We start from the raw sequence: 14,104 nt of genomic DNA, 5'->3' as shown, positions 1-14,104 counted from the left end.
TGTTCATCCTTCCGCTTTTAACTCCAAGATAGCATCACGCAGCTCAGCTGCACGTTCAAAATCAAGCGCTTTTGCTGCTTCTTTCATTTCCTTTTCCATCGTAATCAATAGCTTTTCTTTTTCTTTTTTCGTGTACTTTTTCGTTTTTACAGCTGCTGCATATTCTTCGGTATCCTCTGCAGCAACCGTTGCTCTAATAACATCTCGTATACCTTTTTGAATTGTCATTGGTGTAATGCCGTATTTTTTATTGTGAGCTTCCTGTACTGCACGACGGCGCTTCGTTTCCGTAATGGCTTTTTCCATCGAATCTGTCATTTTATCGGCATACATGATGACATGTCCGTTAGCGTTACGAGCTGCACGTCCTATTGTTTGTATAAGCGAACGTTCTGAACGAAGGAACCCTTCTTTATCTGCATCAAGAATAGCGACGAGAGAAACTTCAGGAATATCTAAACCCTCTCTTAATAAGTTAATTCCTACAAGGACATCATACGTACCCATTCTTAATTCACGAATAATCTCAATTCGTTCAAGTGTTTTTATTTCAGAATGTAAATATTGAACTTTTACCCCTATTTCTTTTAAATAATCTGTTAAATCTTCGGACATTTTTTTAGTAAGGGTCGTAATGAGTACCCTCTCATTACGTGCTACACGTTCATTTATTTCTCCTAGTAGGTCGTCTATTTGGCCTTCGATTGGTCTAACATCAATATTCGGATCAAGTAAGCCTGTCGGACGAATAATTTGCTCAACCATTTTAGGAGTATGTTCAAGTTCATATGGACCTGGAGTCGCCGAAACAAATATAGCTTGATGAACATGTTTCTCGAACTCTTCAAATTTAAGTGGTCTGTTATCTAAAGCCGAGGGTAATCGAAATCCATGATCGACAAGTACTTGTTTTCTTGCCTGGTCCCCATTATACATTCCACGAATTTGCGGAAGCGTCACGTGAGACTCATCGATAATAATTTGAAAATCGTCCGGAAAATAGTCTAGTAATGTGTAAGGAGTCGCTCCTGCTGGTCTGAGAGTTAAATGACGGGAATAGTTTTCAATTCCCGAACAGAAGCCCATTTCTCTCATCATTTCTAGGTCATAGCGTGTTCGTTGTTCAAGTCTTTGAGCCTCTAAAAGTTTATCGTTCGCACGCATAATCGCAAGCTGTTCTTCCAATTCTTTTTCAATATTTTCAATCGCGATTGATAATTTTTCTTCTCCTGTAACAAAGTGAGAAGCAGGGAAAATAGCTGAATGTTCACGATCACCAATGATTTCCCCAGTAAGAGCATCTACTTCCCTTATACGATCAATTTCATCTCCGAAAAATTCAACGCGGATACAATGTTCATCTCGAGACACTGGGAAAATCTCTACAACATCACCACGTACTCGAAATGTCCCGCGCTGAAAGTCAATATCATTACGAGCATACTGGATATCAACAAGCTTGCGTAAAAGTTGATTTCTTTCAATCTCCATTCCAGTTCTTAATGAGAGAACATGCTCCCTATATTCTTCAGGCGAACCGAGACCGTAAATACATGATACACTGGCGATGATGACTACATCTCTGCGTTCGAATAATGAAGATGTTGCCGAGTGTCTAAGCTTATCAATTTCATCATTAATACTCGCATCTTTTTCAATATACGTATCTGTTTGTGGCACGTACGCCTCGGGCTGATAATAATCATAATAACTGACGAAATATTCGACAGCGTTGTTCGGAAAAAAATCTTTAAACTCACTGTATAATTGACCTGCAAGTGTTTTATTATGTGCAATAACAAGGGTTGGCTTGTTAATTTCTTGGATGACATTGGAGACCGTAAATGTTTTCCCAGTACCTGTTGCTCCGAGCAATGTCTGATACTTTTTCCCACTCCGAAGACCTGCGACAAGGCTTTTAATAGCCTGCGGCTGATCGCCAGCAGGCTCATATTTCGAAACAATTTCAAATTGATTTTTCAAAATGGCGGCCCCCTACTCTCACTTTTAATCTGAAGACTCTGTTAAAACTCAGATTTTTTCCACTCCGACACTAACATTCAGCGGGTGGTACTTAGCTCTTACTGCACTTCCTCTTTCATAAAAAGAATCGTGTCTTCTACCCCAATTTACTTTGTGGAAAAATCACCGAGTAAGCTTTATCCGAAAACATATAACTACCATTATTGACAACATTTATATGCAATTAATCATGTATTATATTTTACCACAACCTATATTGTAAAAACCAGCAAAAAGCGAACATATATTTGGTTTATATTACAATTGTTTTTCGAGGGCATATAGGTCTTCTTCAAGAGTTTGCATTCTTTGTTCCGCTATTTCACGTGCATCTCGGATAGCCGCGTTATAAAATACAGGTCCAAGTCGATCTTTTATAAATTCAAAACACGTTTCAGCGGCAATCTCACCGATTTCTTCACCGCGTTCCTCCCAAAAATAGTTTTGAATTTCTCGAATCATTTCCCGCTTTTTTTCTGCTGTCAATCTAGGCATTAACATATTAATCGCTCCTTAAAATTATTTTAATATTGATATGCGACCTAGTCGTTCTAATTAATATGGACGAAAACTTTACAAAATGAAAAATGGAGTCAGGCATCCATCGTTGAAACGATGTGGATGACTTACTCCGTATTACGTTGATGTATTATTTTTCTTTTTACTTTTCAATTGATTGGTAGCATACAGGCCTACTGTCAGCGAGGCTGCTTCTATTACAATTAACCACCATGTCTGAATATACCCTTTATACGCCGATACAATAATTAATGCAATCGTTAGGAGAAAACCAACTGTCCGGCTATACGTCACTCTAGTAAAAAAAATCATAAGTAGTACAGGTAAGAAAATGGCAGATATTATTTTATCAATCATAAAAAAACACCTCACATCGAGCTATATGTTCAGTTTTTCTTAAACAATAGTAAAAAGCAAGGATTTTTTTATAAAAAGAGAGATTTTTTTCTAATTTTTGCATTCTCCTATTAATAAAAAGACAATAGATTAAACTTTTTCAGAAAGAATCAAAATTCATAGGAATAAGATTGACATGGTTTACGTTAAATTGCAAAAGAAAGCGTATCACTTGTCAAGAATATGCTATAAATTATTTGAGAATTTACTTTGCTTGAACAAATCTACCACGAATAACTTTGGATATTAGCAAAAAAGCTACAAATAACCATGGATCGTTGCTGAGATCACTTAGTTTCATACCTTTCAGCTACGAATACGCTTGAATCGTGGCTGAAATCACTTGGTTTCTTACCTTTCTGCTACGAATACGCGTGGATCTTGGCTGGAATCACTTGATTTCTTACCTTTCTACTACGAAATCGCGTGGATCGTTGCTGAAATCACTTAACTCATATATTACTGTAGGATTATCCATTATTAACTAACTACTTAATTTTTTGTCAATTAAACGTGTGATTAAGCTCGATCTAATTTTTTCACAACAGTTACATATCCTTAGCTGAAACAGTATTATGCACCAAGGATTTTTTCTTTTCTGCAACTAAATATAACACTAATATAATCAAAACAATAAGTCCCGATAACACATACACATTTTGATAACCAAAATGTACTGCAATTAATCCTAGAATGTAGGAACCGGCTGCAATTCCAATATCGAAAAGTGTAAAGAAGGTTGCTGTAGCGTATCCACTTCTTTCCGGACTGGTTGCCTGTACAGAAAGAGTTTGTAGACTTGGAACAAGTGCTCCATATCCGAAGCCAATTAAAATACCTGATAGTAAAAATAAATAAGATGAGTTTATAAAGGCTAATAGAATTAGTCCTCCACAAAAACTTATGAAACCAGGTATAATTACAAATTTTGGTCCTTTTTCATCAAACCATCTACCTGTATACGGTCGAGTCAATAACATCGCAGACGCATAAACCAAATAAAAAACAGTTGCCAAATGCAACATGTGTTTTTGCTGAGCATATATCGACAAAAATGATAAGACACTAGCATAAGAGAAAGAAATTAGACTGCTTAGCAGAGCAATAGGAACGGATTTTTTTTCGAATAAGTCATGAATGGAAAAAGCTCTTTTTGAGGATATACTTTTTTCAAACTTTTTATCTGATTGAATGGTTAAAGATAGAGAAGTACCAACAACCATTAACAAACTCATAACGATAAATAGTGCATTAAATGAAAAGGTTTGAACAATTAAAAGTGAAAGAATAGGTCCAAGAACAACTGCTAAATTGGTGGACATTGTAAAATAGCCTAATCCAGCTCCACGTCTAGACATTGGCACATTATCTGCCGCTAAAGATCCACCTGCTGTTGTAGCAATGCTAAACCAAATACCCTGTATAAAACGCAAAAGTAATAATCCAGAAAATGGTTTAACAACAGCATACAATATCGTACAAATTAAATATAATACTAAACTGATCCATAACATTTTTCTTTTCCCATAAATATCTAGTATTTTACCTGTAAAAGGTCTGACTACTATTGCAGATAAAAGAAATATCGTCATTAATAGTCCGGCATCTTTATCTGTCCTGTTTAAGCTTTCAAGCGCATATAGTGGCAAGGTTGTGACTAAACCATAAAACACACTAAAAACGGATAAATTGGTACAGAATAAACTAATAAATGTTTTTGTCCAAATTGGTTCTCTTTTTTCCAAAGATGTCATCCTTTCTTCATTTTCTTAAGTAACATGATTAGTTGACTTTGCTCTTCTTCAGATAGATGTTGTAAAAATTGACTTTCGAAATTTATAACAGCTTCTTCAATCGCCTTAAACTTTTTTTTAGCATCATCTGATAAACTCACCATCTTCTCTCTGCGATCCTCACCAAACTTTTCAGTTAACCATCCTAACTCAATTAACCTTTGGACCGTCCTTGATATAGTCGGTGCCTCCACATTTAAATATTTCCATATTTGCGTCAGCGTCATTTCTCCGTTTTGCTGAACAATATATAAAACACTCCATTGAGCAGCAAATAAATCAAATTCCTTTACCGTGTTATTCAATTCTTTACTTAAATTACGAGTCTTTTGGAAAATTTCATGGAACAATGGATTCACTATTTTCACCTCATTTTATTTACCTAGGTAAGTATTAATTATAATTTATTAATAAACATTTGTAAACTTCAAGACAGTATTTTCGCTTAAATGATTGGAGTGAAACCCTTACTCCACAGGCGAATCAAGCATCTGATGGTTCCCCCTCCATCCATGTAAAGTCACACCAAAAGCGAAAATCAAACTACATTAATAAAAAAAGAATAGACTTTCAGACAATGCTGAAAGTCCAACTAGTTAATTTAATTCAACCATTTTACCTTGAGACATATAAACAATCCACTCACAAATGTTTGTAGCGTAGTCACCGATTCTTTCTAAATATTGAGCTGCTAGAAGCAAATGGGTCCCTTGATGAATTAAATTCTTGTCTTTCCCCATTAAATCAATTAGGTCAGTAAAAACTTTATTAAAATATTCATCAATTACGTCATCCTGTTTTGCAATTTCCACTGCTGCCTCGTGATCCATTTTAATGTAAGCACTCAATGAGTCACGAACGATTTTCTGAACAAGCTCGCCCATTTTTGGAATATCGATCAACGGCTTGGCATATTTTTCATCTTTTAGACTAATCGTTGTTTGTGCAAAGCTAACTGCATGATCTGCCATTCGCTCCAAGTCGGTTGCAACCTTTAGCGTTGTAGCAATTCTGCGTAAATCGCTTCCTACTGGCTGCTGTAATGCTATTAATGAAAAGCATGTTTTCTCAATTCCAATCTCTGCTTCATTAATGGCCTTATCACCGTCTAAAACTGATTTTGCCAAATCTACATCTTTTTCGAGAAGAGACTTTACAGCTTTATATACCGCTTCTTCAACCATCATTCCCATCGTCAGCAGTTCTTGGTGAAGCTCATTTAATTTTTCTCCAAACTGACTTCTAATTGCCATCATTAATCCCACCTAATTTTAAGTTTTTCATTAACCAAAACGGCCAGATATATAATCTTCTGTCTGTTTCATTTTTGGATTTGTGAAAATGGTATTCGTGTCGGCAAACTCGACCACTTCTCCATTAAGGAAAAAGGCCGTTTCATCTGAAACACGTGCCGCCTGCTGCATGTTGTGGGTGACTATGATGATTGTATACTCTTTTTTCAATTCCAAAATTAATTGTTCTAGTTTCGCTGTTGAAATTGGATCTAGCGCGGATGTAGGTTCATCCATTAAAATGATTTCCGGCTTCACAGCAAGCACTCTCGCCAATACAAGCCGCTGCTGCTGTCCCCCAGACAAACCAGTGGCAATTTTCCCTAGATTATCTTTTACTTCATCCCAAAGGGCCGCTGCCTTTAAACTGGATTCTACAATTTCGTCCAACTTTTTCTTGTTTTTTTGCCCATGTATGCGTGGGCCGTAAGCGATATTGTCATAAATAGACATAGGGAAAGGATTAGCCTGTTGAAAAACCATGCCGATTCGTTTGCGCAAATCCACTGTATCTATTTGAGGTGAAGTGATATCCATATCACCGATTAATATTTTCCCTTCTGTTCGCGTTCCTGGAATTAAATCGTTCATCCTATTCAGTGTGCGAAGAAAAGTGGACTTTCCACATCCCGACGGTCCAATTAAAGCTGTTACTTGATTTTGTTTTAAATCAAGATTGATATTTTTCAATGCATGAACTTTGCTGTAGTAAAATTGGAGCTGCTCAGTCCGGATAACGGTTTTCTCATTTCTTGCCTTCAATAGTGTCACTGCCATATTAATCCCACCTTTTATCCAAAATTCCCTGAGATGTAATGTTCGGTTTGCTCATTGTAGGGGTTTGTAAAAATTTGCTCGGTTTCTCCGTATTCAATAACTTCTCCCATATAGAAAAATGCAGTGTTATCCGAAATACGTGCCGCCTGTTGCATATTGTGGGTGACGATAATAATCGAATAATCCTTTTTCAGTTCACCAATTAATTCTTCAATTTTTCCAGTTGAAACGGGATCAAGTGCAGAAGCCGGTTCGTCAAGAAGCAGCACGTCAGGATTCATCGCTAGCGCTCTGGCAATGCATAGGCGCTGTTGCTGACCACCAGATAAGGCAAGTGCAGATTGATGAAGCTTATCTTTTACTTCGTCCCATAAAGCAGCTTTCCGTAAACTATCTTCCACAATTTCATCAAGCTTGTTTTTATTTTTTATTCCGTGATGAGCCGGACCATAAGCAACATTTCGATAAATTGATTTAGCAAATGGATTCGGTCTTTGGAAAACCATTCCTATTTGCTTTCTTACTTCGAATACATTTGCCATTGGTGAGTTAATATCTACACCTTTATATATAATACTTCCTTCTATTCTGCAGTTTTCTATTTCATCATTCATTCGATTTAAGCTGCGCAAATACGTGGACTTCCCGCAGCCAGATGGTCCGATAAGAGCAGTCACGCCGTTTTTCGGAAAAGATAAAGAGATGTTTTTGATTGCCTCTTTCTTTCCATAGTAGACATATAATCCTTCCGTCTCCATCGCAAACTCTTTCCCTTGATTTGAAACTGATTTTAACTGTGCCATGCGCTTAGAGTTATTACTTTTTTTATACATCATTGTTTGGGTGGCCATTTAGTTGCCTCCTTTTATACAAGCTTATTTCCAATCGATTCTTACTTTTCTTTATTATGAGGAAGTCATTTTTTTATAAACAAGACCGCCAATCAAACGAGCTCCAAAATTAAAAATTAATATAGCAAGCAAAAGAAGAGCAGCTGCGCCATCTGAAACTGCTTCAATATCAGGAATGATTCCTTCTCCGTTTATTTTCCAAATATGAACAGCTAACGTTTCCGCTGGTCTCATTGGATTAAGAGGAGATGTGGGGGATAACGGGTTCCAATTCGAAAAGTCTAAATTAGGTGTACTCATTCCAGCAGTATATATTAAAGCTGCAGCTTCACCGAACACTCTTCCGGAAGCCAAGATAACCCCAGTTATTATTCCTGGCAGAGCTGCTGGTAAAATAATCGTCGTCATTGTTTCCCAGCGTGAGACGCCAAGTGCAAGTCCTGCCTCTCTTTGCTGTCTTGGAATATTGTTAATAGATTCCTCTACTACGCGCACCATAAGTGGCAAATTAAAAACCGTCAAAGCAAGTGAACCTGATAGAATTGAGAATCCCCACCCCATATAGATAACGAAAAACAAAAAGCCGAACAAACCGACAACAATGGATGGAAGTGAAGATAAAACTTCAATCATTGTTCGAATAAAATCAGTGAACGCGTTCTTTTTTGCGTATTCTGCCATATAAATTCCAGCACCAAGTGAGAGGGGTATTGTAATTATCATTGTGAGCACAAGTAAATAAAATGAATTAAACAACTGTGGGCCTACCCCACCGCCGGGTTTAAATATTTGCGGAGGAGAGGTTATGAAATGCCAGCTCAGCTTTGGTAAACCATGATAAAGAACATACCCTAAAAGACTTGCAAGAACGAGAACAATAATAAATGCAATCAAATAAAATACAATTGTAGCTATACGGTCTGCAAGCTTTGCATTCATGCCTCTTTTCTCCCCTTTCCAATCATTCTTACTGCAATAATAAAGATTAACGACATAATTAACAGTACGAGTGCCAGTGACCATAGGGCATTATTTTCCGCTTGCCCCATGACGGTGTAACCCATACCCATTGTCAAAATACTTGTTAATGTTGAAGCGGGCTCAAATAGGGAAGTAGGAATAACAGAAGAGTTTCCGATTACCATTTGGACCGCAAGTGCTTCACCAAAGGCACGTGCCATACCAAAAATAACAGCTGTTAGTAAGCCGGGACGTGCCGTTTTCAACACTACACGAAAAATAGTCTGCCAACGAGTTGCACCAAGAGCAAGTGAAGCTTCACGCAGCTGCCTTGGTACCCCTCTAATCGCATCAGCGGATAAGCTTGTAATAGTAGGCAAAATCATGATTGAAAGCACAATCGTACCGGCTGCAATACCGAACCCACTCCCAGTAATATGGTTTCTAATGAAGGGAACTACAACGGACAAGCCGATAAATCCATATACAACTGACGGAATTCCGACAAGCAGTTCAATAACAGGCTGCAAAATTTTCTTTCCAAATTTTGGTGAAATTTCTGTCATAAAGACAGCTGCCCCAATGGCCACTGGTGCACAAATTGCAGCAGATAAAAAGGTCACTGCAAAGGAACCAAAGATAAAAGGCAGAGCTCCGATAATTGGTTTACCTAATTCGTTCTTTACTCCAGGATTCCATTTTAGACCTGTTAAAAACTCGATCACACTGCCTTTATTAATATAGAAGGTGGATAAACCTTTAGACGAAACGAGAAAGAGAATAGCAAATGCTATTCCGATAGTTAGGCCGACCGCTGCTAGTGTCAGCATTTTACCGGTTCGCTCAATTCTAACTTTTTTATTGGGTTTCAATAATTGAGCAGAGTTATATTCTGCAAATTTCTCCAAAGTGGCAGCTCCTTTCCAAAATTCCTATTATCGGACAAAAGAAGTCAAGGGAGGTCACTTATGATTTTTTCAAGTAACCACCCTTACTTTTCATATATAGTTCTGTAAATCTTATCTATGGTTATCAAGCTTGATTTTTAAGTCTTATTTAACGTTTCCTTCTGGATCGCGTTCGACTTTCATTCCACTTACTGGAAGGAAGTCCATTTCTTTAAGCAATGTAGTTTGAACTTCATCTGATAGCATGTAGTCGATGAATGCTTTCGTTAAACCTGTTGCTTCACCATTTGTATACATATGTTGGTAAGCCCAGATTTTCCAAGTATCTGTTTCAACGTTTTCTTGAGTAGGCTCATTACCATCGACAGAAAGTGCTAGGATGGAATCATCGAAATAAGAGAATGCTAGATAGCTAATTGCACCAGGTGTTTCACTTACCATTTTTCTGACTGTACCGGAAGATTCTTGTTCTAGTGCTTCAATAGGTTCTGCTCCTTTAAGGCCGAACTTCTCAAATGTAGCACGTGTTCCAGATCCTTTAGGACGGTTAATAACTTGAATATTTTGGTCTTTTCCACCAACTTCTTTCCAGTTGGTAACTTTTCCTGTAAAGATATCAATTAACTGATCTTGAGTAAGATCTTTAACGCCAACCTCTGGATGAGCAACAGGTCCCATTCCTACGACAGCGACTTTATGGTCAACGATTTTATCAGCTGGAATTCCTTCTTTTTCTTCAGCGAAAACGTCAGAGTTACCAATATCAACTGCACCTTCACTTACTTTACTTAAGCCTGTACCACTTCCGCCGCCTTGTACATTAATAACTGCACCAGGATTTTCAGATGCAAATTGTTGAGCAGCTGCTTCTACTAATTGTTGCATTGCACTGGAACCTACTGCTGTGATAGATCCAGTTAACTTTTCTTCTTTATTATCATTTTCAGCAGGAGCTGGTGTTTCATTGTTCCCTTGTTTTGATGTATTTGTTTCTGGTTGCGTGTTGCCGCATCCTGCCAAAGCCATTGTAAACATAAGTACTAAGGCGAAAATTGCGAATACATTCTTCTTCATGAGAATACCCACCTTTGTTTTTTTTGTAATCTACTATCTGCCTTGCAAATATAATATAATCCTTCATGATTAAGCTGGTATGAACTGATTGTTAAGATTGTGTAAAGTTAGTATTTAACTTTGTAAATAAAAAAATGCATCCTTGAAAAAGGATGCATTACTTATATTTCGTTATATTGTTTTTTTGGAAGTGAAACAATAAAAGTTGTGCCCACTCCTTCAACACTTTTAACATCTATTTTTCCATTATGTGAATCGACTAAATGCTTAACGATGGCAAGCCCTAACCCTGTTCCCCCAGAACTGCGTGATCGTGCCTTTTCTACTCGATAAAAACGTTCAAAAATTCTTGGTAGTTCTTTTTGAGCAATTCCGATTCCAGTATCGGAAATAATAAGGTTTACTTCCTTATCCTGTTCTTCAATACTAACAGATATTTCCCCACCATCTGGGGTATAGGCAATCGCATTTGACAGTAAATTTAAAGCAATCTGCTGAATCCGATCTTTCTCGCCTTCAATCCAAATATCCTTTTTTTCCGGAAGAATAAGATGCAAATTCTTTTTTACCGCTCCTTCTTTTATCGTTTGAGCAGTACTTAAAACAGCTTCTGTGACATTTACATTTTCAATCGTTAATGGAATACCGTGGTGTTCGATACTTGATAAATAGAGAATATCTTTAATAAGTCTATGCAACCGATCACTTTCTTTATAAATAATCGTTAAAAAGTTTCGGCACAACTCTTCATCTTCCATTGCTCCATCAAGCAATGTTTCGGCAAATCCTTTTAAAGATGTAATAGGTGTCTTTAATTCATGAGAAACGTTAGCGACGAAATCACTGCGCATCTTTTCTAGTCTGCGAATGTCTGTTACATCATGAAGAACCGCAATTATCCCATTTACTTCACCATTTTCACGTACATAAGGGGCTAAATGTGCATCTACGATTTTTTCTTTAGGATAATAAAAATGTACTTCATTCCGTATCTCATTACCTGTTTTTAAACATTGATCAATCAAATTACTAAGTTCTTTACTTCTCCCTACTTCAGTATGATGCTTGTTTGTAAATGTACTTGGGTCTTCTCCAAGCATTTGCCCCATAGCACGATTTGCTAATAATATACGTCCTTCTATATTGACTAGCAAAACTCCACTCATCATATTTGTTAGAACACCTGTTAGTCGCTGTTCATTTTCATGGAGCTTATCCATTTGGTTTTTTAAACTTGAAGCAAGAACATTAATCGCATTAGCTAATTGACCAAGCTCCCCTTTAGATTTCATTTTTACACGTGCTGTATAATCTTTTTCTTTTAGTTTTTCAGACACACTAATCATTTCTTCGATTGGTCCTGAAATGCCTTTTGCTAGTCTCATCCCTATAAGGCCAGTCAATAGAAATGCTGCAAATAATACAAGAGCAAGACTAATCCATAGATTTCTTATGGCATGCTCTATATTTTGCATTGAGAGAGAAACCCTCATGACTCCAGCAGTTTTATCATTTTCAATTATCGGTATTGTCACATACATCATACTATAGCCTAAAGTATCACTGTATCTAATCGATAGACCCGATTTTAAATGCTCTTTAAGAACTTGCTTTACTTCAGGGCGATTAGCGTGATTTTCCATTTCAGCTGGATTATCTTTTGTGTCCGCTAAAACAACTCCATTTTTAGCAATAATGGTTAAGCGGGATTGAATGGATGAAGATAATGTCATCACTTTATTTTGTAAATCTTCTGCTTGCAGTCCTGTCTTATCCATTTCCACTGCATTTAACACTAAATGCGCGGTTTGACCTAATTGTTTTTCTTTTAATTCGTAGTATGTATTTTTCATCATTTCCGCTAAAAAAAAGCCAGAAACGAGAAGTAGTAGGGACATTAGTAATAAAAATGAAAACGTAATGCGAACCCATAATTTATGCATCTTATGGTTTCTCCAATTTATAACCGAATCCACGAATTGTTTTTATATAGACTGGCTGCTTCGTGTCTGTTTCAATTTTTTCACGTAAATGACTAACGTGGACATCAACAATTCGAGAATCCCCAGCAAAATCATAATTCCATACAGCATCTAAAAGTTGATGTCGACTCAAAACTTTACCTTGATTGTTCGCAAGATATAATAAAAGTTCAAATTCCTTAGGCGTAAGTTCCAGCTTTGTACCAGAAAGAGCTGCTTCATATTTTTCTGGAAAAATAGTAAGCTCTCCAATTTCAATGACCTCATCTTTCACGACCTCTTCAGGAATTTCATTCATATTCGTTCTTCGCAAAATGGCTTTTACTCTAGCAATCACTTCTCTCGGGCTAAAAGGTTTCGTCAAATAATCATCTGCTCCGAGTTCAAGGCCAAGAACCTTATCAAATTCATCATCTTTTGCTGTCAACATAAAAATAGGTGTTTTTACTTTTTCTTGTCTTAATGTTTTACAAACATCCATTCCATCCATTCCCGGCAGCATCAAATCAAGAATAATTAAATCCGGCTTTTCTGCCATAGCCATATCGAGGCCAGTTTTTCCATCTTCAGCTGTAATTACAGAGAACCCTGCCTTCTCCAAATTAAAACGCAATAGCGTCACAATCGAAGGCTCATCATCGACAACAAGTACTTTATCCACCGTCTAACCTCCTTTATTTTTTCGGGGGATAGCCTCTCCATTCTAGTTTTAATGTACGGTTTTCGAGAAGACCTGTCAATCTTCATCAAATTGACATTGTTTTTCGTATGATTCGATATTAGTGTGGAAAAATCCATGTACCGGGGTGCTAGTGTATTATTCGTTGCAGTAAAATTCAATCCTCGGGATTTCTGCTACGATTCAGTCGTATTCTTAATCGAAATGGGAAGAATTCACAATTAAATTGGGAGTTTCATACATTTCTTGCAGTTTCCATATCTAATTGAAATTTTTATGGATTACCTCACGAGTTATTGAAGAATCCATGATTTTCTCCTACAATTGAAAAAGAGCAATAATTTTGCTATTATTAGGATTGGATTGAACTAATAATTTATTTTTAGTTCTTTATCTAGAACCTATGCGAGAGAAAGATTTCTCTGTTGTTTTGGAGAAACTATCATAAAGATTTCAATATAAAGGTGGTTTTTTTATGTCATACGTTATTACTTCACCATGTCTAGGTGAAAAGTTTGGCGAATGTGTGGAAGTTTGTCCTGTCGATTGTATTCTTGAAGGAGAAGATATGTATTTTATCGATCCTGATCTTTGTATCGACTGTGGAGCTTGTCAGGCTGTTTGCCCAGTTGAAGCGATATATCATGAGGAAGATTTACTTCCAGAAGATGAAATTTTCATTCAAAAAGCGAAAGAATTCTTCGCGAATGCAGAGTAATTTCACATATTAAAAAGACAAGGCTGAGATATTTTCTATCTACACCTTGTCTTTTTATTAGGCTCTTTTCTTAAAAATAAATTGGAATTTAAACGGAGTCATTCCGCCTAAAGTCACCTTTTAGTGGTAAAAG

Annotated in this window: 14 protein-coding genes; 1 reads left to right on the top strand and 13 read right to left on the bottom strand. The window is 36.8% G+C overall.

Features of this window, described 5'->3' with window-relative positions; all coding sequences use genetic code 11:
• Positions 1 to 3: 3 nt before the first annotated feature.
• The 13 genes from uvrB to MT489_RS09320 all read right to left on the bottom strand — a co-directional run bounded on the left by uvrB (position 4) and on the right by MT489_RS09320 (position 13,235).
• Positions 4 to 1,983: an excinuclease ABC subunit UvrB gene (gene uvrB / locus MT489_RS09380; RefSeq protein ID WP_244681282.1), complete on the bottom strand. Its 1,980-nt coding sequence runs from the start codon at positions 1,981 to 1,983 to the stop codon at positions 4 to 6.
• Positions 1,984 to 2,280: 297 nt separating this feature from the next.
• Positions 2,281 to 2,517 carry a DUF2164 family protein gene (locus MT489_RS09375; RefSeq protein ID WP_244681318.1) on the bottom strand — a complete coding sequence of 79 codons (237 nt, stop codon included), beginning with the start codon at positions 2,515 to 2,517 and terminating at the stop codon, positions 2,281 to 2,283.
• Positions 2,518 to 2,658: 141 nt separating this feature from the next.
• Positions 2,659 to 2,898, bottom strand: coding sequence for a CsbA family protein (locus tag MT489_RS09370; protein ID WP_244681281.1), 240 nt, complete (start codon positions 2,896 to 2,898; stop codon positions 2,659 to 2,661).
• 587 nt (positions 2,899 to 3,485) lie between these two features.
• Positions 3,486 to 4,691: an MFS transporter gene (locus MT489_RS09365; protein WP_244681280.1), complete on the bottom strand. Its 1,206-nt coding sequence runs from the start codon at positions 4,689 to 4,691 to the stop codon at positions 3,486 to 3,488.
• Positions 4,688 to 5,089, bottom strand: coding sequence for a MarR family winged helix-turn-helix transcriptional regulator (locus tag MT489_RS09360; RefSeq protein ID WP_244681279.1), 402 nt, complete (start codon positions 5,087 to 5,089; stop codon positions 4,688 to 4,690). Before MT489_RS09360 ends, MT489_RS09365 begins: the two co-directional genes overlap by 4 nt.
• 237 nt (positions 5,090 to 5,326) lie before the next feature.
• Positions 5,327 to 5,983 carry a phosphate signaling complex protein PhoU gene (gene phoU, locus MT489_RS09355; RefSeq protein WP_244681278.1) on the bottom strand — a complete coding sequence of 219 codons (657 nt, stop codon included), beginning with the start codon at positions 5,981 to 5,983 and terminating at the stop codon, positions 5,327 to 5,329.
• A 30-nt stretch (positions 5,984 to 6,013) separates the two neighbouring features.
• Positions 6,014 to 6,799 (bottom strand): phosphate ABC transporter ATP-binding protein PstB, encoded by a 786-nt coding sequence (pstB, locus tag MT489_RS09350; RefSeq protein WP_244681277.1) that lies wholly within the window; start codon positions 6,797 to 6,799, stop codon positions 6,014 to 6,016.
• A 14-nt stretch (positions 6,800 to 6,813) separates the two neighbouring features.
• Positions 6,814 to 7,602: a phosphate ABC transporter ATP-binding protein PstB gene (gene pstB / locus MT489_RS09345; protein WP_244681317.1), complete on the bottom strand. Its 789-nt coding sequence runs from the start codon at positions 7,600 to 7,602 to the stop codon at positions 6,814 to 6,816.
• 102 nt (positions 7,603 to 7,704) lie between these two features.
• Positions 7,705 to 8,589: a phosphate ABC transporter permease PstA gene (gene pstA / locus MT489_RS09340; protein WP_244681276.1), complete on the bottom strand. Its 885-nt coding sequence runs from the start codon at positions 8,587 to 8,589 to the stop codon at positions 7,705 to 7,707.
• A complete protein-coding gene (gene pstC / locus MT489_RS09335; RefSeq protein WP_280518560.1) occupies positions 8,586 to 9,518 on the bottom strand; it encodes a phosphate ABC transporter permease subunit PstC in 933 nt (310 codons plus the stop codon). Before pstC ends, pstA begins: the two co-directional genes overlap by 4 nt.
• A gap of 144 nt (positions 9,519 to 9,662) precedes the next feature.
• Positions 9,663 to 10,592 carry a phosphate ABC transporter substrate-binding protein gene (locus MT489_RS09330; RefSeq protein ID WP_244681275.1) on the bottom strand — a complete coding sequence of 310 codons (930 nt, stop codon included), beginning with the start codon at positions 10,590 to 10,592 and terminating at the stop codon, positions 9,663 to 9,665.
• Between the two features lie 161 nt (positions 10,593 to 10,753).
• Positions 10,754 to 12,535, bottom strand: coding sequence for a two-component system histidine kinase PnpS (pnpS, locus tag MT489_RS09325; protein ID WP_244681274.1), 1,782 nt, complete (start codon positions 12,533 to 12,535; stop codon positions 10,754 to 10,756).
• Between the two features lies 1 nt (position 12,536).
• Entirely contained in the window at positions 12,537 to 13,235 is a 699-nt protein-coding gene (locus tag MT489_RS09320; protein ID WP_244681273.1) for a response regulator transcription factor, read from the bottom strand.
• A gap of 493 nt (positions 13,236 to 13,728) precedes the next feature.
• Here MT489_RS09320 and MT489_RS09315 point away from each other — a divergent pair, with 493 nt between their 5' ends.
• Positions 13,729 to 13,971 (top strand): ferredoxin family protein, encoded by a 243-nt coding sequence (locus MT489_RS09315; RefSeq protein ID WP_244681272.1) that lies wholly within the window; start codon positions 13,729 to 13,731, stop codon positions 13,969 to 13,971.
• The last annotated feature ends 133 nt before the right edge of the window (positions 13,972 to 14,104 follow it).

Origin of the sequence: Lederbergia wuyishanensis, from assembly GCF_022900255.1 — a bacterium.
Lineage (GTDB): Bacteria > Bacillota > Bacilli > Bacillales > Bacillaceae_C > Lederbergia > Lederbergia wuyishanensis.
The sequence above is the reverse complement of the archived record's forward strand: the minus strand, read 5'-3'. Positions and strand labels throughout refer to the sequence as shown.

Coding starts and splice junctions, on each gene's coding strand:
- MT489_RS09375 (WP_244681318.1), bottom strand. CDS start 2,517: ATGCCTAGATTGACAGCAGAAAAAAAGCGGGAAATGATTCGAGAAATT.
- MT489_RS09370 (WP_244681281.1), bottom strand. CDS start 2,898: ATGATTGATAAAATAATATCTGCCATTTTCTTACCTGTACTACTTATG.
- MT489_RS09365 (WP_244681280.1), bottom strand. CDS start 4,691: ATGACATCTTTGGAAAAAAGAGAACCAATTTGGACAAAAACATTTATT.
- phoU (WP_244681278.1), bottom strand. CDS start 5,983: ATGGCAATTAGAAGTCAGTTTGGAGAAAAATTAAATGAGCTTCACCAA.
- pstB (WP_244681277.1), bottom strand. CDS start 6,799: ATGGCAGTGACACTATTGAAGGCAAGAAATGAGAAAACCGTTATCCGG.
- pstB (WP_244681317.1), bottom strand. CDS start 7,602: ATGGCACAGTTAAAATCAGTTTCAAATCAAGGGAAAGAGTTTGCGATG.
- pstA (WP_244681276.1), bottom strand. CDS start 8,589: ATGAATGCAAAGCTTGCAGACCGTATAGCTACAATTGTATTTTATTTG.
- MT489_RS09330 (WP_244681275.1), bottom strand. CDS start 10,592: ATGAAGAAGAATGTATTCGCAATTTTCGCCTTAGTACTTATGTTTACA.
- pnpS (WP_244681274.1), bottom strand. CDS start 12,535: ATGCATAAATTATGGGTTCGCATTACGTTTTCATTTTTATTACTAATG.
- MT489_RS09315 (WP_244681272.1), top strand. CDS start 13,729: ATGTCATACGTTATTACTTCACCATGTCTAGGTGAAAAGTTTGGCGAA.